This is a genomic window from Planococcus sp. TJ-201 (assembly GCF_058268495.1).
This window is the reverse complement of sequence record NZ_JBZDOG010000004.1, coordinates 292415-313251: the sequence shown is the minus strand read 5'-3', so window position 1 is coordinate 313251 and position 20837 is coordinate 292415. Positions and strand designations below refer to the sequence as shown.

19 protein-coding genes are annotated in these 20837 nt (G+C 45.3%); 5 read left to right on the top strand and 14 right to left on the bottom strand.

The genetic code is table 11. The features are described 5' to 3' along the window. Positions 1-9 precede the first annotated feature (9 nt). The 6 genes from AC4EG4_RS12120 to AC4EG4_RS12095 form a co-directional block, all read right to left on the bottom strand. Positions 10-1131, bottom strand: a complete 1122-nt coding sequence (locus tag AC4EG4_RS12120) for an NADH-dependent flavin oxidoreductase (protein ID WP_490979055.1) — start codon at positions 1129-1131, stop codon at positions 10-12. Between the two features lie 193 nt (positions 1132-1324). Next, a complete protein-coding gene (locus tag AC4EG4_RS12115) occupies positions 1325-3307 on the bottom strand; it encodes an FtsX-like permease family protein (protein ID WP_490979056.1) in 1983 nt (660 codons plus the stop codon). After that, the gene (locus AC4EG4_RS12110) at positions 3300-4067 is read right to left on the bottom strand and encodes an ABC transporter ATP-binding protein (protein WP_490979057.1); all 768 of its coding nucleotides are present in this window, start codon (positions 4065-4067) and stop codon (positions 3300-3302) included. Before AC4EG4_RS12110 ends, AC4EG4_RS12115 begins: the two co-directional genes overlap by 8 nt. Before the next feature lie 121 nt (positions 4068-4188). Beyond that, entirely contained in the window at positions 4189-5205 is a 1017-nt protein-coding gene (locus tag AC4EG4_RS12105) for a sensor histidine kinase (RefSeq protein ID WP_490987978.1), read from the bottom strand. After that, positions 5198-5887 carry a response regulator transcription factor gene (locus AC4EG4_RS12100; RefSeq protein ID WP_490979059.1) on the bottom strand — a complete coding sequence of 230 codons (690 nt, stop codon included), beginning with the start codon at positions 5885-5887 and terminating at the stop codon, positions 5198-5200. Before AC4EG4_RS12100 ends, AC4EG4_RS12105 begins: the two co-directional genes overlap by 8 nt. A gap of 172 nt (positions 5888-6059) precedes the next feature. Next, positions 6060-6671, bottom strand: a complete 612-nt coding sequence (locus tag AC4EG4_RS12095; protein WP_490987977.1) for a type 1 glutamine amidotransferase family protein — start codon at positions 6669-6671, stop codon at positions 6060-6062. Positions 6672-6812: 141 nt separating this feature from the next. Here AC4EG4_RS12095 and AC4EG4_RS12090 point away from each other — a divergent pair, with 141 nt between their 5' ends. Further along, a complete protein-coding gene (locus AC4EG4_RS12090) occupies positions 6813-8285 on the top strand; it encodes a protein adenylyltransferase SelO (protein WP_490987976.1) in 1473 nt (490 codons plus the stop codon). Positions 8286-8528: 243 nt separating this feature from the next. Further along, entirely contained in the window at positions 8529-9416 is an 888-nt protein-coding gene (locus AC4EG4_RS12085) for a fructose bisphosphate aldolase (protein ID WP_490979062.1), read from the top strand. A 58-nt stretch (positions 9417-9474) separates the two neighbouring features. Here the strand turns inward: AC4EG4_RS12085 and AC4EG4_RS12080 are convergent, their stop codons facing one another. After that, positions 9475-11031 (bottom strand): class I adenylate-forming enzyme family protein, encoded by a 1557-nt coding sequence (locus tag AC4EG4_RS12080; protein ID WP_490987975.1) that lies wholly within the window; start codon positions 11029-11031, stop codon positions 9475-9477. A gap of 339 nt (positions 11032-11370) precedes the next feature. Continuing rightward, positions 11371-12582 (bottom strand): aminotransferase-like domain-containing protein, encoded by a 1212-nt coding sequence (locus tag AC4EG4_RS12075; protein ID WP_490987974.1) that lies wholly within the window; start codon positions 12580-12582, stop codon positions 11371-11373. A 192-nt stretch (positions 12583-12774) separates the two neighbouring features. Here AC4EG4_RS12075 and AC4EG4_RS12070 point away from each other — a divergent pair, with 192 nt between their 5' ends. After that, positions 12775-13266, top strand: a complete 492-nt coding sequence (locus AC4EG4_RS12070; protein ID WP_490979065.1) for a BsuPI-related putative proteinase inhibitor — start codon at positions 12775-12777, stop codon at positions 13264-13266. Positions 13267-13323: 57 nt separating this feature from the next. On the opposite strand, the gene AC4EG4_RS12065 is transcribed toward AC4EG4_RS12070, so the two are convergent. The 3 genes from AC4EG4_RS12065 to AC4EG4_RS12055 all read right to left on the bottom strand — a co-directional run bounded on the left by AC4EG4_RS12065 (position 13324) and on the right by AC4EG4_RS12055 (position 17090). Then, entirely contained in the window at positions 13324-13770 is a 447-nt protein-coding gene (locus tag AC4EG4_RS12065; protein ID WP_490987973.1) for an SRPBCC family protein, read from the bottom strand. Between the two features lie 245 nt (positions 13771-14015). Beyond that, a complete protein-coding gene (locus AC4EG4_RS12060) occupies positions 14016-14888 on the bottom strand; it encodes an AraC family transcriptional regulator (RefSeq protein ID WP_490987972.1) in 873 nt (290 codons plus the stop codon). Positions 14889-15476: 588 nt separating this feature from the next. After that, positions 15477-17090, bottom strand: coding sequence for a glycoside hydrolase family 13 protein (locus AC4EG4_RS12055; protein WP_490979068.1), 1614 nt, complete (start codon positions 17088-17090; stop codon positions 15477-15479). A gap of 502 nt (positions 17091-17592) precedes the next feature. Here AC4EG4_RS12055 and AC4EG4_RS12050 point away from each other — a divergent pair. Both AC4EG4_RS12050 and mug read left to right on the top strand, forming a co-directional pair. Then, positions 17593-17805, top strand: a complete 213-nt coding sequence (locus AC4EG4_RS12050; RefSeq protein WP_490979069.1) for a TM2 domain-containing protein — start codon at positions 17593-17595, stop codon at positions 17803-17805. A gap of 38 nt (positions 17806-17843) precedes the next feature. After that, positions 17844-18353, top strand: a complete 510-nt coding sequence (mug, locus tag AC4EG4_RS12045) for a G/U mismatch-specific DNA glycosylase (RefSeq protein WP_490987971.1) — start codon at positions 17844-17846, stop codon at positions 18351-18353. 40 nt (positions 18354-18393) lie between these two features. On the opposite strand, the gene AC4EG4_RS12040 is transcribed toward mug, so the two are convergent. The 3 genes from AC4EG4_RS12040 to AC4EG4_RS12030 form a co-directional block, all read right to left on the bottom strand. Continuing rightward, a complete protein-coding gene (locus AC4EG4_RS12040) occupies positions 18394-18933 on the bottom strand; it encodes a DUF1697 domain-containing protein (RefSeq protein WP_490987970.1) in 540 nt (179 codons plus the stop codon). A gap of 17 nt (positions 18934-18950) precedes the next feature. Continuing rightward, a complete protein-coding gene (locus tag AC4EG4_RS12035; protein WP_490987969.1) occupies positions 18951-19928 on the bottom strand; it encodes an Abi family protein in 978 nt (325 codons plus the stop codon). Between the two features lie 171 nt (positions 19929-20099). Beyond that, a complete protein-coding gene (locus AC4EG4_RS12030) occupies positions 20100-20600 on the bottom strand; it encodes a pyridoxamine 5'-phosphate oxidase family protein (protein ID WP_490979073.1) in 501 nt (166 codons plus the stop codon). Positions 20601-20837: the final 237 nt, after the last annotated feature.

Sequence of the window (20837 nt, the reverse complement as noted above, 5' to 3'; positions counted from 1 at the left end):
ATTGATGAATTACTCTTCGACCCGGAACCAACCCGGAGCATTCGTGACCATATTCCATAGGTCTTCCGGAATATCGAGCTGTTCTTTTTTGCTCAAATGGATTGCCTGAAAAACTTCCTCATCCCGGCTTCCTTTGACTTTCGCCAGCCAGTCGGGATCCATGATCAACGCATGGCCAAGCGAGACGAGCGGTGTGAATTCCAAAGCCTGCTTTACTTGATCAAGCGTCTGCAAGCCACCTACTCCAATTACCGGTACTCGTTTGCCAATGTGCTGCTGAATCATTTCCACGCGTGAACGGCTGTCTTCTTCGCGGATCGAACCTCCAAAAAATCTGCCTACCGATGCATGGATATAATCAATGCCCTGATCTGCAATGGCAGTCAGAAAATCTAGCGTGTTATCCATTGTAATGCCTGGCTCTTCGCGCTCTTCTGGACTAATGCGGTAGCCAACCACAAATGGTTTCGTGGCGTGCTTAGCCACTGCTTCTTGAATCGCTTGGATAACCGCTAAAGGAAATGCCATGCGCGCAGTGACGTCGCCTCCCCATTTATCGGTTCGGGTATTGGAATGTGGAGAAAAGAATTGCTGGATCAAATACGTATTGGCGCCATGAATCTCTACGCCGTCAAAGCCAGCTTCGATCGCACGTCTTGTGGCTTCACCGAATGCCGCAATTGTCGTGTCAATTTCTTCAAGCGTCATTTCACGTGGCGTTTCAGCATTTGGTCGAGGCGCCGGAACAGCACTTGCCGATACCGGTTGTTCCCCCTTCAGGAGCTCACTATTTGACATGCGCCCAGCGTGGTAGATCTGCAGGATCGCTTTTGCTCCGCCTTCTTGGATAGATGCGGCCAGTCGCGTCAAGCTGTGAATGCGCTCATCGCTATCTGCACCAAAAGGGTTTGAAAACCCTACGCCAAGCGGCTCGACATGTGCACAGGCCGTGATGACTGCCCCCAACCCGCTAGCAGCTCGGCGCTTGTAGTAAACCAGTTCCTCTTCAGTAACATCGCCGTTCGTGTCTGAAGATGAAGTCGTCATTGGTGCCATCAGGATGCGGTTTTTAAGGGTCAAACCCGATACAAATGCAAACGGTTCAAATATATTTTGTGTTGTAATGGTCATGTGAACTCCTCCTTGACTATTCGTTTACCCATAAAGAGGTGCCGGCAAGCCAGGCGCCTTCATTCTATCGTAACCGACAGCTCGGGCAAAGGGTGGTGGATATGCCTGGCCTCGCCCCAAATTCAGTCTTTAGGCTGAATGGAAAAAAACCATCCAGCAGCTGCAAGTCTGCTGGATGGTTCTCGTTTTCGATTTATTTAACAATGCTGTAATAAGTACGTGAAGTCAGGCGGTAAATCACCCAATAGATGGCTGCAAATGCGATGACGACGCCCACAAATGACAAAAGCCAATTGGTTTCGTTGGTCACACCAAAAATTAGCAGCAGCTTGCGAACAATCGGATAAGCGAAAATGACGTGAATCGTTGCAACGACAATTGGCAACAGGAACATCCAGACAATTTGTGAACGTGTAGATTCCCGAATCATTTCTTTATCCAGTCCAACCTTTTGCATGATTTGGAACTTGTCACGGTCATCAAAGCCTTCAGACACTTGTTTAAAGTAAGTAATCAATACTGTGCCAATGGTGAACAGCAGTCCCAGGAATACTCCAAGGAACAAGAACCCGCCGTTTAAGCTGTACCATTCTTCTCGCTGAAGCAAACGGGAATCGTAAAGATTGTTGCCTCCAGCGGCCAAGCCGTATTCGCTGTTGAGCTTTTTCGCCAAAGCTTCTTTTTGTTCTTCAGTACCAGAGGTATTCCAGCCAACTTCCGCATCAATGGTCAAATAGTTGGTTTCTGGGTATTGTGCTTTAAAATCGTCCTGCATCTCCAAAAGGTGTGAAACGTCAGGCACCACGACCGCCATGGATTCGACTAAATCCATATCCTCCCCGAATTCATTGTCCACTTCGGCTACCCGGTATGTCTTGTTGCCGAGTGTCAGTTCACTTTCTTTATAGGCACCTGTTGAATGATAATAAAATGCGGCACCGTCTTCCAATGTATAGGATTTACCTGTCATCTGATTAAAATCTTCAAGCGGAAGAACCATCAGCACGGTCGGATTTTCTTGGTCTGCATAACTTTCATCAAAAACAAATTCATTGCCCTGCACCCCGCCAAAGAAGTTCGCGTAGCGGTAACTTTCTCTTTCTGTCACTTCAAGACCTTCAGCATTCACTGTGTTTTGAACCTGACTTTGAAGCTCGAAAAAACGGGTGTTTATTTCATCGGTATCTTCGACCTCGCCGAAAAGAGTCATATTGTTTTCAAAGGGATAGCGGTTTTCCAAGGTTTCCTCTGATCCAATAAAAATCGTCAAAGTCGTCGAGACCGCAATAATGACCATCGAGGCCAGAATGCAGATATTCGCAAGGCCTACAGCGTTCTGCTTCATGCGGTAAAGCATGCCTGAGATGGAAATGAAAGCGCCTGGACGATAATAAATCCGCTTGTTTTTCTTCAACGCTTTTAAGATAAAGATTGAGCCGGAAACAAACAACAAATAAGTGCCGATGATGACCAGCAAAACCGCCAGAAAAAACTTTGACATAGCACTGAGCGGATCGGAGATTGTCACGGAAATTCCATAGCCCCATGCGAGAAACACCAGCGATAGGATAAAGAGGAGGATGGAGCCTTTCGGTTCTTTTTCCCCTTCCTGCTTTCCTTTCAGCAATTTGATTGGATTGGCAAAAGTAAATTGGCTAATGTTATAAAGGAAGGTCACACCAAAAATTCCGATGAATAGCGCAGCCGTTGCCAACATTGTCAGTCCGGAAGTTGAATAAGCAATATCCGATGGCATCCTCAACAAGTAATTCAGCAACATAAAAAACAAACGTCCGAAAAACAGACCCGCAAGCAGTCCGGCAGCGATGCTCAAAAAGCTGGTAAAAACCGTTTCAAAAAACAAAATGATGGCCACATGCTTTTTCTCCAGCCCTAAAATTCCGTACAAGCCAATTTCCCTTTTTCTTCTCTTGATGAGAAAACTGTTGGTATAAAGAATGAAAATAACGGAAAAAATTCCGATCACTATAGTGCCAACTACAAACAACGATACCAACGTACTCGAACGCTCCTGAACGAATTTGTTGGTCAATAAGGAAGCCATCAAGTAAAACATCATGATGATAGTGGTCGAGGACAATAAATACGGAATGTATAACTGCTTATTTGACTTGATGTTACGCAGCGCAAGCGACGAGAAGAAACGGCTATTCATCCTGCTCACCCCGGCTGGACAAGACTTTCAACGATTTTGAAATGCGGTCCATGAACTGGTCCGCCGGTGCATCTCCCCGATAAATTTCATGGTAAACCGCTCCATCCCGAATAAACAAGATGCGGTTTGAAAAGCTCGCAGCCCGTGCACTGTGCGTCACCATTAGAATCGTCTGGCCGGTTTCGTTGATGCCTTTCAAAATTTCCATTAAATTCTGCGAAGCTTTTGAATCAAGAGCGCCCGTCGGTTCATCCGCCAAAATGATTTTTGGCTGGGTGATCAATGCGCGCGCAACCGCAACCCGCTGTTTCTGCCCACCCGATACTTCATAAGGGAATTTATCGATATGGGCTTCGATTCCAAGATTGCGCACAATGGGCATAAGCCGAGCTTCCATTTCATCGACCGGTGTTTTTGACAGCACCAATGGCAGCAGGATGTTGTCGCGAATAGAAAAATTGTCTAAAAGATTGAAATCCTGAAAAACAAAACCAAGGGTGTTTCTGCGGAAAGCGGAAATTTCTTTGTCTTTGATTTTGGATAACGGGCTGCCATCCAAATAAACTTCCCCGGAAGTCGCATCGTCCAGCGTGGAGATAATGTTTAAAAGCGTGGTCTTTCCTGAACCTGACTCCCCCATAATCGAAACAAATTCGCCTTCCTCTATTGAAAAATTGACGGTTGTCAGTGCTTCTGTTTGTTGGTTTGAAAAGCGTGCTGTGTATATTTTTTTTAAGTTCTTGATTTCTAACAAGGTCATTGCCAACCCCTCCTTGCTTTTAATCATACGGCAGGAACGAGCGGACTGCCTGTACCTATCCTTACAAAGAGAAAGGCAATCTTACGGTTTCGTAAGATTGCTTGAGAAATTCAATCCTTATTCAATCAAAAACCTGTAAATCTTCATGCGCCATATCGAGGGCAACGCGGGTTCCCTCGCCTGGCTTTGAGTCAATCACTAAGCGGTGGCCAAGTCGCTGACAGATTTTTTTGCTGAGAAACAAGCCAAGGCCGGTGGATTTTTCATGGAGGCGTCCGTTCAGTCCAGAATAGCCTTTGTTGAAAATTTTCGGCAAATCCTCCGAGCGGATCCCGATGCCGGTGTCTTCAATGATCAGCGTTTCGGCATGTACTGGATCCCTATAAATCGAAATAATGCCTTCGGGCGTGTATTTCAGGCTGTTTGATAAAATCTGTTCCAACAAGTTCTGCAGCCATTTGCCATCAGACAGCACTTGCATCCCGGTCGGATGGTAATCGAGGCGGATGCCTTTGTAGATAAACAGGATCGAATATTTTTTGATTGCCTTTTTAATGATGTCATCCAAATCAACCAGCGATAACTCCAGATCTGTTCCTGACTCTTCCAGCTTAATGTAATTGAGTGCCATATGCGTATAATCCTCGAGCCGCACCAGCTCTTGCGACACCTGTTTTGCTTCTTTTGCCTTTGAACTTTGCGTCAGCAGGCTGATGGCAGAAATGGGGGTTTTGATTTGGTGCAGCCACAACGTGAAATAATCCAGTTGATCGGTTTGACGTTCGGCATGCAGGTTTTCTGATTCCCTTAGCTGTTCCAGCAGTCTGTGCATCTTTTCTATGTAAAGTTGATCAACAGGATCGGCGCTTTGCTGCAGCTCCTCCAGATTTGAGAGATTCTGCAGCTCGAGGCTGCTGATCAGCTCTGAGCGTTTGGCATACTGAAGGTACTGGCTAAACAAATAAATCACCAGCAAAAATCCCGTCAACTGCAGGCTGTATAAAAACAAGGACAGCGGCAATCTGCCTAAAATGTACACCACTCCAAAAATGACGGCCATTCCAGCAAACAGGACCAACTGATGCCGCACCGATACGAAAAAACTTTTTAACAAGAGCGTTTCAGATTTCTTAAACATGGGCCGTTTCCTTGTTCAACGCATAGCCCACATTCTTTTTCGTTAAAATAAAATCGGCAAGTCCGGCCTTGGCAAGTTTTTTCCGCAGCCGGGTGATGTTGACGGCTAAAGTATTGTCATCGATAAACGACTCGTCCTCCCATAGTTTGACCATCATTTCCTCTCTCGTCACGTAGTCGCCTTTTTGAAGAAATAGCAGTTCCATGATTTTCAACTCGGTGCGGGTCAAATCCACTTCCTGATCATTTACAAACAGCCTCGATTCGCCAGGCTTCAGGATAGTCTGATTAAAGCTCAGAAAATTATCCGATTCTTTGAAATCGTAAGTTCTTCTAAGAAGCGCTTGCGTTTTTGCGACCGCAACCGTCAAATCAAATGGTTTGGGAATAAAATCATCTGCACCCATTTGAATCGCCATGACAATATCCATGTTTTCATTGCGTGAAGAAATAAAAATGATCGGCACTTGCGAAAGCTTTCGAATTTCCTGACACCAGTAATAGCCGTTAAAGGAAGGCAGCTGAATATCGAGCAATACCAGCTGGGGTGATTGGGACTTGAATTCTTCCAATACCCGGCTGAAATCTTCGGCCAAAAACGCTTCGTAATTCCACTTCTCCAGTTCTTCTTTCAATATGCCAGCAATCGTTAAATCGTCTTCCACGATCATAATTTTGAACATTTTATCATTCCAATCTTTTTATCTGCAATGCATTAACTAAAGAGGGAAGGCTTCTGCCGCTATATTGATCTGACTTCTTTATCTCTACTCAGTGTAGCGAAATATCGCCCAGCCGACCATAAAAACAAACCACCCTCCACAGTCTGGCAATGGAAGGTGGTTCAGTAGTTGCTTATTGTTTAGTTTTCATGTATTCGTGATGGCCTTTCTTGAAAAAACCGTACCATTCATCAATTTCTTCCTGCGGTGCTGCATTTAATGCCTCCAGCACATTTTTTCCAAATTCCAAAAATGCCGAGCCGTTGGCAGTGATGATGTTCCCGCTCCGAACGGCTTGCTGGTGCAAGTAGCCCGCTTCATTGCTGTAGCTTTCGCCTGCTGTTTGTTTTAAATCTTGCAAGTAATTGCTGGTATGCGGAATATTATTGAACAGTCCATTTCTTCCCAAAAATACCGTTGCATCGCAAATTGCACCGAGTACAACTTCTTTTTTGATGGCTTGGTCGACAAGATCCATAACCTGCTTGCTTTCTTCCTTGCGCCAGGAATTGCCGCCAATCAGAATCAATCCTGCATAATCTTCTGGGGCATCCTCCAACCCATAATCCGGCAGCACCGTAAATCCGCCAATCGACCGGATCGGCTCTTTCGTCAAGGATATGGTCTTTACATCAAATTGCTGCCCTTGTCCTTCCGGTTCTTCATTCAGCGCAGCTGCGAGTGAAGCTGCTTCCCAATCTGCATATTCATCCAGCAAAACAAAAAGAACTTTCTGTTTATCCATCTTCTTTTCTCCTTTCGTTCGAATATTCACTTTCTTATTAACTGGATTATAACACATGCGGTTTGCTCAAACAGCTTGGACATGATCCTACGCCCAAGAGGGTATAATAAGAATAGATCCTCGATAAAAAAGGAGAAGTTTATGATGAATAAAAAGGAACTCCCCCATACCGGATGGCAGCTGAATGACAGCTATTCACGCCTGCCTGAAGTTTTTTACAGCAAGTTCACCGTTAATCCTGTTGCTTCACCAAAACTCGTGGTTTTAAATGAAGCTTTGGCGGCAACGCTTGGACTGGATCCTGCAGAGTTGAAAAGTGAAGAGAACCTGGCCATCCTTGCCGGAAACCAGGTTCCTGAAGGCAGCGTACCACTTGCCCAGGCCTATGCCGGACATCAATTCGGCAATTTCACGATGCTTGGCGATGGCCGTGCCTTATTGGTTGGCGAGCAGCTTACGCCATCTGGCAAACGTTTGGATATTCAATTAAAAGGCTCTGGCAAAACACCTTATTCCCGCGGCGGCGATGGCCGCGCAGCGCTTCGGCCCATGCTGCGCGAATACGTGATCAGTGAAGCCATGCACGGACTCGGCATCCCGACAACACGCAGCCTGGCAGTTGTTGAAACCGGCGAAATGGTTCGCCGTGAAACAGCGCTTCCCGGTGCCATCATGACGCGCGTAGCAGACAGCCACCTGCGCGTCGGCACTTTTCAGTACGCAGCGCGATTCGGTACGAAAGAAGATGTCAAGGCACTGGCTGACTATGCGCTGGAACGCCACTTCCCACATGCCCAAGATGCTGCCAATCCTTATTTGGCACTTTTCCAGGAAGTCATTAAGCGGCAGGCAGCTTTGATTGCAAAATGGCAGCTCGCTGGATTTATCCACGGTGTTATGAATACCGACAACATGGCCATCAGCGGCGAAACCATTGACTATGGACCATGCGCATTTATGGACAGCTTTGATCCGAAGACAGTCTTCAGCTCGATCGATGTGCAAGGGCGCTACGCTTATGGCAATCAACCGATGATCGCTGGATGGAACTTGGCACGCTTTGCAGAAAGCCTGTTGCCTTTGCTGCACGATACTCCAGAAGAGGCCGTCAGCATGGCTCAGGACGAACTTACCAACTACATCGAGCAATTTCAAAGTCATTGGCTTGTGGGCATGCGCAAGAAGCTCGGACTTTTCACCGAGGAAGCCGAAGATATGGCCCTAGCCGAAGGACTATTGGACTTGATGCATCTGCATGCGGCTGATTACACCAACACCTTCCGAGCACTAACCTTCAACGACTTGCAAGGCAGCGATTTATTCGGTGCACCCGAATTTAAGGAGTGGCATAGCTCTTGGCAGGCGCGTTTGGATCGCCAGGAGCAATCACCGGAAGAGAGCCGGCACTTGATGCGCGGCAACAATCCGGCAATCATTCCGCGCAACCATCGTGTGGAAGAAGCATTGGAGGCGGCTGAGTTTCGAGGAGATTACAGCGTACTGCACCAGCTGCTTGCCGCATTGGCTGATCCATACGCCCACTCGCCCGAACAAGAGGCCTATTCACAAGCGCAAGACCCGGAAAGCGGATACCAGACTTTCTGCGGCACATGATAGCATGTTCACTGCTATTTAGTGCTTGGAGCAAAACGTCCGTCCACAGCAAATCTCTTGCTTTAAACATCGCAAGCAGCTGCGCTTGTCGGGAACACATAAAAACCATCTCAATTCATTAAAAAATTCTTTTTGTAGTTTCTCTTATAAGTTGTTACAATATTCAGTGAAAGAGTTTCTTCGCAGTAAATTTTTAAGATGAAGGATAGACCTGTCAAAAAATTTATCTAAGGAGCTGGGACGATGAATCAGGAACAACTGGAATTTGTAAAAAACGGACAAGGTTTTATTGCTGCACTTGACCAAAGCGGCGGCAGCACACCAAAAGCATTGGCGCTTTACGGCGTATCGGAAGACCAATACTCAACGGAAGAAGAGATGTATGACTTGATCCACGAAATGCGGACGCGCGTCATGACGGCCCCTTCCTTCAATTCCGATTCGATTATCGGCGCAATCCTTTTTGAACAAACGATGGACCGTAAAGTGGAAGGCCATTATACACCGGACTACTTATGGCAGAAAAAAGGTGTCGTACCTTTCTTGAAAGTCGACAAAGGTCTGGCAGATGAAGAAAACGGCGTGCAGGTCATGAAGCTGATTTCCGACTTGGACGATGTATTAAAACGTGCCAACGAACGAAATATTTTTGGGACGAAAATGCGTTCCGTGATCAAGGAAGCCAATCCCGAAGGCATTCAAAAAGTAGTCGAGCAGCAATTTGAAGTCGGCAAGCAGATTCTTGCAGCCGGTCTGGTTCCGATTTTGGAGCCTGAAGTAGACATCAATAGTAAGGACAAAGAACAATCTGAAAAAATTCTTAAAGAGGAAATGCTGAAGCATCTCGATCAGCTGAGTGATGATCAGAACGTCATGATTAAAATCACCATTCCGACAACCAATAATTACTACAAAGAATTGATCGACCATCCGCGCGTTCTTCGTGTAGTTGCACTATCAGGCGGCTATAAGCGCGACGATGCCAACAAGAAATTGGCAGCCAATGAAGGGCTCGTTGCGAGCTTCTCCCGCGCTTTGTCAGAAGGCGTCAACGCGAGCCAAACAGAAGAAGAATTCAACACGATGCTGGATAATTCCATCAAAGGCATCTACGAAGCTTCCATCACTTGAAAACTATAAAAGATGCCCCGCTGCCATTCCAGGCAGCGGGGCATCTTTTGGGTGTAAACTAATAACGGCTTTCCGGAATTTTCCGGAACCATTGGAATTCACTGATGTGCAGTTCGCGCAATTGATATTTCATTATTTTTCCAGAAGAGTTTCGCGGCAGGGATTCGGCAAGGAGGTATTTACGCGGAATCTTATACCCAGGTAAGTGTTCCAAGAAATAATCCATCAATTGTTCTTCATCGATTGTTTCGCCTTCTTTCGGCACAATGATGACACCAACGATTTCTCCCCATTCCTCTTCCGGCAATCCGACTGTTGCAGCTTCGGCCACTTGCGGATGGCCATTGATGACGCGTTCCACTTCGAGGGAATAAATATTTTCTCCAGCCGAAATGATGCGATCTGCTTTACGGTCGACAAGCGAAATAAATCCATCTTCATCGATTGTCGCTAAATCCCCTGTCAGCAGCCAGCCATTTTTAAATGCTTCTTCGGTTTCCTCTGGTTTGTTGTAATACTCCTTCATGACCAAATCACCTTTAATCACAAACTCCCCAATCGTTCCTGGCTGAACGTCCAGAAATTCATCGTCCACTACCCGAACTTCTGTGAAATACATCGGCTTTCCGCCAGAACCCAATTTGTATTCATGCTGATTCGGCAAGAGAAAGACGCCGCCAGGGCCGCCTTCCGTCAACAAACAAAGGTTATAGAACTGTTGATGCTTGAAAAAGTCCATGGCCTTCCGAACGAGATCCGGATTAATTGGGTCTGAACCGTACATGCATTTTGAAACAGAAGACAATTCGACTTCTTCTGCATTCGGTACTTGCAGCAGCGCGCTGTACATCTCCGGCAAACCAAAGAAAACCGTAACTTGAAACTCATCCATCGCCTGAATTGCTTTTTCTGGATGAAAGTCGCGCAAGATGACGTTCGATGTTCCAAGCAAAATGCCTGTCACCAAAAACAAATTTAACTGTGCAGAGTGAAAAAGCGGAACGGCGTGCAAAAGGCGGTCATTGGCTCCAATTTCGGCTCCAAAAACAAATGATGCACTGACATTGGCGAGACGCTGATGATCAAATACTGCACCCTTGGGTTTTCCCGTTGTGCCGGAAGTATACAGAATCTCCGCATCATCAGTGTTTAGCACTTCAACTGAAGGTTCTAACGCATTTTCACTCATCATGCTTTCCCAACCCAGATACTCGGTGTTATCAGCCGATGGATGGACAATGACCTGTTGGAGTGAAACGGTCTGCTTGATTGCCTTGGCAATCACATGTTCAAACTCTGTATCGCAGAAGATAAACTTGCTTTCAGATTGGCTGAAAATATAGCCGCTTTCATCCGGACTCAGCAGGCAGTTGACCGGCACCACAACGCCACCCGCCTTCAGCACTGCCAAAAAAGCGAGGACATTTTGGTTGGAATTTTTCATAAAAATCGAGACCTTATCGCCTTTTAGAAGCCCCGTTGCAATCAGCCCATTTGCCAGCTGATTAACTTCTTCATTCAATTCCTGATACGAATAGGAACGGCCGTCGCAAGTGATGGCCATCTTATCCGGAAAGCGTTTGGCGTTCTGTCTAAGTGATGCCGTGATGTTCATTTAATCTCCTCCTTTGTGTGAATGGTCTGTTCAGGCAGGCAAAGCACCTCCAAGTCCAGAAACGTTCAACAGCCGAATAGCCGTTAAAAATTTCCATAATATCTTAAATCGTATAGTTAACTTTACAGTATTCTGAAAATATAGTCAATTTGGATTGTGCGCCATTTTGCCCAGCTCTAATAACCATAAAACCGCGCTCCATCTTGATTTCAATGGGCGCGGTTTCTATTTTAAAACATAAATTTTACATTCAAGTTTTCTCTGCTATGTACAAAGATAACACCTTTTGTGATTTTCAACTTTTTCCTTGTTGCTTGCTGAAGAAAGTACTGCAAATCTCTATTCTGCATCCTCAGGTGCCGGAACCTTAATGCCTGCCACCTGTCCGAGCAATTCCACACCTTTGATAATCTCTTCTTCATTCGCATAGCTGAACGACAAGCGGAGATATTCAAGACCTTCCTGCTGATCCAAGAAAAAATATTTGCCCGGCACAAACGAAACTCCTGCATCCAATGCTTGTGGCAGCAATTTTGATGTATCAACCCCTGGAATTTGGATCCAAACAAAATATCCGCCTTTTGGTACGAACCATGAAACGGCAGGCGGCAAAAATTCTTCCAACGCCGACAGCATGGAGGCACATTTGGATTCATACACAGTTGCCAGCGATTTCAAGTGTTCGTCAAAATCAGTCGCTTCCAGAAACGATGCCATCGCAGCTTGGTCAAATGGGTGGCTTAAGTCTTTCTTGAACCAGTTTAATGGGTCAATGATTTGGCTGTCTGCCACAACCCAGCCAATTCGCATGCCCGGAGCTACCACTTTTGATAACGAGCCCACATAAAGCACGCGATTATTGGTGTCCAATGCCTTCAACAGCTGCGGACTATCGTGAAAGCCCAACTCCCCGTAAGCATCGTCTTCCAAAATGAGAAAATCGTATTGTTCAGCAAGATTCAGCAAATGCTCGCGGCGTTCAGGTGACAACGTCGTCCCCGTCGGATTTTGATAGGTTGGAATGGTATACAACAGTCGAGGAAGCGGCTGCCCCTGCTTTTTGCGCTCTGCCAGCATGTCCGCCAACAGGTCTGTCTGCAGTCCATTTTCATCAATTGGAACAGTCATATAATGCTCGGTATAATTTTGGAAAATCTCTAACGCTTCCATGTAAGTCGGTGATTCAACAGCGACCACAGCTTCGTCATCCAATAAGACACGTGCAATCAAATCAATTGCTTGGCAGGCGCCAGAAGTCACAATCAGTTCACTGTCGGATGCTTCTACACCTCGCTGCGCCATCCGGTTTTGGAGAAACCTTTTTAGCTGTGGAACCCGCGGGCTGCCAAGATAATGAAGCGGCAAGTCCCGCTCCTCATCCAGCAAGCGGTCTACCGCTAACTTGATTTCGTTAGAAGGAACTAGAGCAGGCGCTGGGTAGCCCGAACTCAGGCGCAAGCAGCCAGGAGGCAGAGTGGAAAGCCACTGGCCCGGAGGATCATTTTTAAATGCTTGTTCAATGTCTTTTGAAAAGCGGAAAGTAGTTTTCACGTAAGTCGTTCCCCTTTCTTCTAGCTGATGGCATAATGGTAAATCTCTTAGCCCTTATTCTACAGGGTGCGGACCTCGATGTGTAGGGCAGCATCAAAATCATCTGGTTGGAAATGTAACTTTTCCCTTCCTTTAACGTTCTTATGCTAAAGCGAACTGCTTATCCCTTACGATACAAGGAGGCATATATCCATGAAGAACAAATTTTGGCTGGGCATTTTTTTGTCTCTCTTGGCTGCTCTTATTCTCACAGCATGCGGAACTGAACAAGGAGATGCGCCTGAAGAGCCACCACCATCAGAAGACTCTCAAACAGTGGATGAGACAACAGGAAGCGCAGCAGAAGGCGACATGAATCCAGCACTCCAACAGGTAAACGAGAATACCTATCGCTATAGCCTCATCAACGAGACAGGTGAACCGCATACATTTGATTTTACCAGCAGCCAGCGCTACGACTTTTCTTTGGCAAATGAAAGCGGTGAAGAGGTTTTTCTTTTTTCATCTGTTAGTACGTACATGCAAGCACTCGGTGAAGAAAGCCTCGAGCAAGGGGATCAACTGAGTTATGAATTTGAAATTCCGGCACTCGACCTTGAGCCCGGCACTTATGAACTAACCGCTTGGCTGACACCAAGACAAGGCGAGACCTATGAAGTCAGCACTGAACATGTTGTGGAATAAAATAGACAGACAAAAAAACCATCAATCGATGGTTTTTTTGATGGCATTGCTGCATCATTAATCAGCTTCGCATATGTCTTTGAGATTTTTCATGGTCTGTTCCATCGAATTTGCCATCAGCTTTTGGACGACCAGTTTATTGGCGACTTTGCCGAGAACACTGCCGGGCAATTCGTACTCCATATCAAGATTTACTTCTGTTCCAGATCCTTCCGTATTGTAGGTCCAGGACTGGGTTGAACTGACAGCGCCTTTAATACGGCCGCTCCAGTAGCAGCTGCTGCCTTCGCGTAAATTCTTCGTGACTTCCAGCAAAATTGGAAGGTGCACCCCCAACATGCTGTATTTCATATCCATGGTTGTCCCCACTTCGCCAGTTCCGACCAAATTCTCCGGTTCTGAAAGCCCCACATAAAATTGGTACCAATTAACAGGATTTTCCGCATAGTCAAAAACCTCACCCACCGGCCGATCGATCGTCATCGTTTTTCGAATGGTCCACATGCTTTTCTCCTCCTTGGTTTTACGGACATTGGCTGTCGGGCCAGTGTCCGCGCTATGTAAAGAGTGCATACAAATCCATTTTTCATTATGTAAGTTTAGAGTATTCTCCTTTGGCGTCATTGTAAAAGAAGTTGTCTCAGCCAAATCCATTTTACTGATTGCCAGTTACAGCTCAGGTTTGTTCAAAAAAAACTCTCCGGCACATCTTCCAGCTTCTATAAGCGGGGTGATGTGCGGAGAGTATTTTATTGCTGCTTCTTCACGGGAATCCAAATTTCGCTGTAGACGTTTTGCAGATCCGACAAATCGCCGTTAAAGGAAATTTCAGGTCCTTCAATCAGTTCATAACTTGACGATGGCAGCCAGTCAGAGAAAATTTTTCCCCATGTATCCTGCATTGTTTGCGGAAAAGGCCCTTCTATGATAAAAATTGCCCAGCTTTGTGCCGGCACATTTACACAATCGAAACCTTCAAAATCACCTTCCAGCGTCGTAATCGACCCAATCAGGTGATCAAGCCGCCCTTCCTCCTCATAGCGTCCTTCATCAAAGTTAAACGATGCATTAACAACAGTATCGACGTCTGTATTGCGCCACCTTTGAAGTTGCTCACGTTGCTCTGCTGTGATCGACTGCACCATCTTGGTGATTTCCTGATTCGGCCCTTCAAAAACGATAGGCACACGCTTTTTGATGCCCACCAGGTTAAACGCTTCTTTTTTGGCAATGCGGTAGTCCATTTCTATTCCTCCTTGAATCGTCAATTGGAAAGTCAGGCGCGGAAATGATTTAAAGTGATCGCCATGCTTTACTTCCGACGGATTGATGCCTGACCATTCGCGGAATGCACGGCTAAAACCGTCAGCCGAATCGTAGCCGTATTTGATGGCCACATCAAGAACCCGCTCTTGTTCCTGCTGCAGGTCCATCGCAGCCAACGACAGGCGCCGGTTGCGAATATAGCTGCTCAATCCCATTCCCGACAAATACGAAAACAGTTTACGAAAATGAAATTCTGAAACTCCCGCAATCGCTGAAACTTTGCCGAAATTGATTTCTTCAGCCAAATGTTCTTCAATATAGCGCAGCGCTTCGTTCATATCCTTTAGCATATCCATGCACCCCCTCCTTTCTCATCCTATTGTAAAGGGGATAAATTTAGTGTATCCGATTTTCTGTGTACGGAAATCATCGGCTGTCCGTATTCCATACACTTTAAATGGCAACCTGCAGCCATGAAGTTGACAGATCTAGACAGATGCTCTATTGTTAACTACGCGATGAGCTCGTTTGCGTAAGACGGACAAGCACTCCTTTTAGGAACACGTTGTGGAGCGTGGCTTGGAACGCCGCAAACTATCGAAACCATCTTGCCCTCGGGCAAGGTGGTTTTTTTCTGTTTCTGTTAAAAAAAGTTGAGACCACTTGGTAAAAATAATTAATGTGTAGGCTTCTGCCGATTTTATTCAGATTAACTTGAATAAAATCGGCTTATTTTGTATGCAAGGCATCGTGAAGAAAGTTTGTTTGCGCGATCTTTGCGTTTGTTTGCGGAATACTGGGAGTTGTTTGCGCCATTCTCGACTTTGTTTGCGCTATCCGTGGTTTATTTGCGCTATCTTAAAGTTTGTTTGCAAAACAACCTAGCTCCATATAAAAAAAGCCTCTGTCCTCAAGCATATTGCTCGGGGACAGAGGCTTCTATTTTACAATTCGTAAATGCGTGCTTCAAACGGAAGCAATTGCTTTGGATCCTGTTGTCCGTAGTTGTTGAGCAGGCAACGCGCGCCTTCAGGTTCGTCCCAGTAGCAGGAATGCTCGGTCAAATTGGTGATGACCAATACCGTTTTTTTCTCATCTGTGCGTGTATAGGCATAGATCGATTCGTGGCCGACGTCCTGCAGTTCGTAGGTTCCGTAGATAAGGACTTCCTGCTGCTTGCGTAGCCAAATCATTTTCCGGTAAAACCAAAGAACTGAATTCGGATCGCGCAGCTGTTCCGCTACATTAATTTTTTCATAGTTCGGATTGACGCGAAGCCACGGCTCACCGTGTGAAAATCCAGCGTTTGGACTGGCATCCCATTGCATCGGCGTACGCGAATGGTCCCGGCTCTGCGCTTTGATGATTGTCATTACGTCATCATGTTCCATACCGGCCGAACGGTTGTGATGGTAAAGGCTATGCGTTTGGATATCATTGTAATGATCAAGCTCTTCAAACGGTGCATTGGTCATGCCGATTTCCTGCCCCTGGTAAATGAACGGCGTACCCTGCATAAAGAAATACATTGTCGCGATGGCCGTTGCACTTTCACGCCAGTACTCCTCATCATTTCCCCAAGAGGATACGATGCGGGGCTTGTCATGATTTTCGACAAACAGCGCGTTCCAGCCATGACCTTCCACAGCTTTTTGCCATTTGGTCAGCACTTGTTTCAGCTTCGGCACATCGATCCCGGTTGCCGCATCGGTATCCCACAAGCCCATGCTTTCAAACTGAAACACCATATTGAATTTCCCGTCATCTTCGGAAATCCATTCATCGATATTGTCTGCCTGCACACCGTTTGCTTCGCCGACTGTCATGATGTCGTGTTTTGCAAACGTCTCATCACGCAGTTCTGCAAGCATCGGCTGAATGCCTTTGACATTCATCATTTTTTCCCAGGCCGGCACATGCAGATTTTGTTCTGGATCTTTGATATCACTCAAATCTTTTTTGATATGGCTGATAGCATCCACACGGAAGCCGTCGATTCCTTTGTCCAGCCACCAGTTGACCATGTCATACAGCGCCTGCCGCACTTCCGGGTTTTCCCAATTTAAATCCGGCTGTTTTTTGGAGAACAAGTGCAAATAATATTGTTTCGTTTGCTGATCGTATTCCCAGGCAGTGCCGCCAAAAATGCTTTCCCAGTTGGTCGGCTCATCGCTCCAAATATACCAATCGCGCTTGTCATTATCCCGCGACGCACGGGATTCCATAAACCATGGATGCTCGTCGCTCGTATGGTTGATCACCAAATCGATGATCAGCTTCATATCCCGCGCATGCACTTCCGCAAGCAAGCGATCAAAATCTGCCATTGTGCCGAACTCTTCCATAATTGCCTGATAGTCGCTAATGTCATAGCCGTTGTCATCGTTTGGGGATTTGTACATGGGACAAATCCAAATCACATCAATGCCCAGATCTTTCAAATAATCCAGCTTGCTGGTCACACCGTTAATATCGCCGACGCCGTCACCATTCGAATCCATAAAACTCCTCGGATACACTTGATATGCAACTGCTTCTTTCCACCATTTTTTATTCATAACTGATCCCTCACAAAGACCTTGGCCATTCTCCGCATCCATCCATTGGCTTTAACCTCTGATTTAGCCTGAAGATGTCCGAGCGTCTATTTCTTCTCTATCTATTCCATCGTCCAGCAACATTTTCTTAGAAAATTAATTTCAAGTTGATAGTGTAGCAGAGTTCGCAAAAAATTACCAAGGCATCAGACTGAATTCAGTAGTGGATTTTAGCTGGTGCGGCCACCCTCTTTCTAATTATTATCTATCTAATATAACCGCTATGACAATAAAAAAACGCATATTTTCAAAATTTTCTAACTTTATTTTGATGGTACCGTTTTCATCGCAATATATTTTCAATTTTCGTTTATTTCTATTCAGTTATTAATGAAATTATTTCTTTTCTATGATATTTGGATAATATTTTTACTCGTTTTCACAAAACCAAATTTTTTTCTTTCTCATCCGTTAACTTTCCGTAAATCGGGAATAGTACTATATCTGGAAAGGATGATGGAACATGAAAAGAAAAAGTAAATTAGCATCTGCTTTGCTCGCGATTTTTTTAGGCGACTTTGGCGCACACAAATTTTACCTGGGACGTCCTGGTATGGGAATTCTTTATTTATTGTTCTTTTGGACAGGGATACCCGCAGTCATCGGGATTATCGAAGGAATTATGTACTTGCTTCAATCTGAAGAAACGTTTCAGGAAAAACACGGCAGACGCTAAAATAGCGTTTTGCTTCTACAGGGTAGAGGAGAGAATCTATGTTTCATCTTGAGCCGATTCGTGATCACCTGAAGGAAGACTTAACTATTTTATTTGTTGGCTTTAATCCGAGCATCCGCTCTTCAGAAACGGGTTTTCATTATGCCAATCCGACAAACCGGTTTTGGAAAATTCTTTATGAAGCGGGTTTGACACCGCGGAAATATCGACCAAATGAAAATGAGGAACTGCTGGGCCTTGGGTATGGTTTGACCAATATCGTCGCCCGGCCAACTAAAGAAGCTGCGGAGATTTCCAAAGCGGAGTACACTGAAGGCGCCAAACTGCTGGAGCAGAAAATCAGGAAGTTTCGGCCGAAAGCTGTCTGTTTTGTTGGAAAAGGCGTTTACCAGCAGTTCAGCAAAAAAAAGACAGTTTCCTGGGGCCTTCAGCAAGAGCCTGTCATTCCTGGAGTCGTCGAGTATGTTGTTCCGTCCTCAAGCGGTTTGGTCCGCATAAAGATGGCTGATATTGTTGAGATATACAGCGGCTTAAACAGCTACAAATAAAAATGCCGTCCTCTTCGATAAGAGAGCGGCATTTTTGGATTTACATGCTCTGCAGCAGCGCCGCAATTTTCCGTACCGTATTGACATTTCGGACCGTGATGCGTTGGTAAAAAGCCGTGCCGGCAACTTTCATCATGCCGCTCCGTGTGACATGCTCTTTATCAACAGACCAAAGTATAGCTCCAGGAACATAGCTGACGCGGTCTAGTTCCGGTTTGATCACCAGTCTTTCCAACACGGTTGCCTCGTCTACATCCTGCCACAAAAACAAGACATCGCTTTTCATTTGCGCATCGTTTGACCAGTTGTCCGGAATGGCTTCGACGATTTTTTGAAACTCCGCTGAGTTGTAAATCAATACATTAATCTGAAGTCCAAAATAGCTGTAAATGGCTCTTTCCAACATCAACGCCAGTTGTTCTTTCGAATGGCTGTCATGAGCAAAAATAAGATTTCCTGAATTTATATACGTGACGACTAGAGTCATCCCGGTACTTTCAAACACTTTTTTGAGCTCCTTCATGTCCACTTTGTTTTTGCCGCCAACATTGATTCCGCGCAGCAGCGCCACATATTTCATCAGAATCCCCTCCTCCGCTAACTAAACTTATTTCTGCTGCTATCAAAACCGGCATCTCTCATGATTTTTACAAAGGCAGTTTTCAGAACGGACGCTTCCAGCTCGTGAATCAACAGCTCAACGTTGTTAAAGAAGCTGTCATACTCTTTTTTTGCCAGCACCAGTTTCAGCAGTCGCAGCACAGAAAATACGGTCGCTCCGCTGAGGCTCCCTTTATTCATATTCAGCATGGATTCAACAGCACTTAGTTCCACTGGGTGTGAAAGATGAAAACGGTATAGCACTTCCTCGTGCGCGGACTTGTTGCGGTATGGAAACACGATGTGCAGGATAGCATCCAAATCGCTTGCCTTTAAACCAATAGACGGATGTTCTTCACTGTATTCTTCTGCAAAATCCTTGGCAATACGGTCTCGCAGGTCTTCCCCGATAACAGCATAAAAATGCGTAATCTGTCCAAGCGACAAAAAATTGACCAGCACCCAAAGCGGAACATCTTTGTGCTTATCATAAAATTCCCGGATAGCGGGATATCTCACTTTGTCCCGCTTTTTGTGGCTTTTGATCAAATTCGCGAGCGTCGAAATGATGCGGTCGCGCTCGTGATGGTGACGGCTGTCTGAGCTGTAGTTGTCAGGTTCCAGAAAACTTCCCACTTCCCTAAACTTTTCAGAGAAACGATAAGCTACCTTCGACTTGATGTTTTTCTCGAACTTCAGCAATTCACTCAGCAAAAGCAGGCGCAGCTTTCGGTCAAACTGGTGCAGTGCATACAGGTGGCCAAACTCGGTACCGGCTTGGTACTGTTCAAGGCCGTAGGGATTGAGGGCAATATCATTTTCCAGAAACGGTTCCTTATAGCCATCGATCAGCGCATAATAATTCTCGCGCGACAAAACTCGTTTCGCAGCCGATTTATCTGGAATTTTTAAACCGCGCCCTTCGAGTATTTCCAACTGTTCATCGTGAGTGGCAAACTCTTTCACATATCTCATCCTTTGCGCATTCTTCTCTATTAACTGTAAGCGAATTTCCTTTATTAAGAAACTGTTTATTTGTGCCAACAAGCTATCATGTCTTTTTAGTGAAAATTTCTTTTAAAGCACTTTCCAGAAATTCAAATAAGCTCGCAGACATCAGTATGTCTGCGAGCTTTTCACAAATTCTTATTTAAAATCTACTGTATCGTTCATTTCTTTACGGTCTTGCTCCGTATCCTTGTTGGTCAGCTTTTTAACGAAAGTTTTGACTGATTTCAAGGTGTTGCCCGAATCCCAATATTCAGCGGAATCTGCATCCACTTTGATTAATACAACATTTGGGTCGTCGTATGAGGTGTCCAGCATTTTATCAAAAACCGGATTCCAGTATTGTTTTTTCTTCGCTGCATCTTCAATAAATTCAGCTGTTCCGCTGATCGATACATACGAGCTGCCGGCATATGCCAAGTTAATATTTGGGTTACTGATGATTTCCTCGTACTTTTCCGTGTCTTTCATTGTTATAAACCAGAGCTCTCCATTAAATTCCACTTCCTGCGTTTGCATCGGGCGTGACAAGATTTTATTGTCGGTTGAGATGGTTGTGAACATGGCCACTTTGATGTCTTTAATTAGTTCATTCACTTTTTGCATTGACTCTAGATTATTTGTTGTATTGTTTACCATAATTATTTTTTCCTCCTATATATGTTCGATTAAGTAAGTTGTCTACAGTAACTAGAATTCCCTTTTCCTGTTTCTTTAAACGTTATATTGCCGATACCAGGCTATTTCACGTTTGCAACTGGCATCTCACGTATTTATAAAAATACTTTATAACTTATAAGAATTACACCAATACTTTGTTATAGCGACACGCATATTTACAGATGGACACTCCAGACCCCTAATAACAAAAGAAAA

Excerpts from the sequence above, each read along its gene's own strand:
- AC4EG4_RS12120 (WP_490979055.1), bottom strand. The coding sequence starts at position 1,131 with ATGACCATTACAACACAAAATATATTTGAACCGTTTGCATTTGTATCG.
- AC4EG4_RS12115 (WP_490979056.1), bottom strand. The coding sequence starts at position 3,307 with ATGAATAGCCGTTTCTTCTCGTCGCTTGCGCTGCGTAACATCAAGTCA.
- AC4EG4_RS12110 (WP_490979057.1), bottom strand. The coding sequence starts at position 4,067 with ATGACCTTGTTAGAAATCAAGAACTTAAAAAAAATATACACAGCACGC.
- AC4EG4_RS12105 (WP_490987978.1), bottom strand. The coding sequence starts at position 5,205 with ATGTTTAAGAAATCTGAAACGCTCTTGTTAAAAAGTTTTTTCGTATCG.
- AC4EG4_RS12100 (WP_490979059.1), bottom strand. The coding sequence starts at position 5,887 with ATGTTCAAAATTATGATCGTGGAAGACGATTTAACGATTGCTGGCATA.
- AC4EG4_RS12095 (WP_490987977.1), bottom strand. The coding sequence starts at position 6,671 with ATGGATAAACAGAAAGTTCTTTTTGTTTTGCTGGATGAATATGCAGAT.
- AC4EG4_RS12090 (WP_490987976.1), top strand. The coding sequence starts at position 6,813 with ATGATGAATAAAAAGGAACTCCCCCATACCGGATGGCAGCTGAATGAC.
- AC4EG4_RS12085 (WP_490979062.1), top strand. The coding sequence starts at position 8,529 with ATGAATCAGGAACAACTGGAATTTGTAAAAAACGGACAAGGTTTTATT.
- AC4EG4_RS12080 (WP_490987975.1), bottom strand. The coding sequence starts at position 11,031 with ATGAACATCACGGCATCACTTAGACAGAACGCCAAACGCTTTCCGGAT.
- AC4EG4_RS12070 (WP_490979065.1), top strand. The coding sequence starts at position 12,775 with ATGAAGAACAAATTTTGGCTGGGCATTTTTTTGTCTCTCTTGGCTGCT.
- AC4EG4_RS12065 (WP_490987973.1), bottom strand. The coding sequence starts at position 13,770 with ATGTGGACCATTCGAAAAACGATGACGATCGATCGGCCGGTGGGTGAG.
- AC4EG4_RS12060 (WP_490987972.1), bottom strand. The coding sequence starts at position 14,888 with ATGGATATGCTAAAGGATATGAACGAAGCGCTGCGCTATATTGAAGAA.
- AC4EG4_RS12055 (WP_490979068.1), bottom strand. The coding sequence starts at position 17,090 with ATGAATAAAAAATGGTGGAAAGAAGCAGTTGCATATCAAGTGTATCCG.
- AC4EG4_RS12050 (WP_490979069.1), top strand. The coding sequence starts at position 17,593 with ATGAAAAGAAAAAGTAAATTAGCATCTGCTTTGCTCGCGATTTTTTTA.
- mug (WP_490987971.1), top strand. The coding sequence starts at position 17,844 with ATGTTTCATCTTGAGCCGATTCGTGATCACCTGAAGGAAGACTTAACT.
- AC4EG4_RS12040 (WP_490987970.1), bottom strand. The coding sequence starts at position 18,933 with ATGAAATATGTGGCGCTGCTGCGCGGAATCAATGTTGGCGGCAAAAAC.
- AC4EG4_RS12035 (WP_490987969.1), bottom strand. The coding sequence starts at position 19,928 with ATGAGATATGTGAAAGAGTTTGCCACTCACGATGAACAGTTGGAAATA.
- AC4EG4_RS12030 (WP_490979073.1), bottom strand. The coding sequence starts at position 20,600 with ATGGTAAACAATACAACAAATAATCTAGAGTCAATGCAAAAAGTGAAT.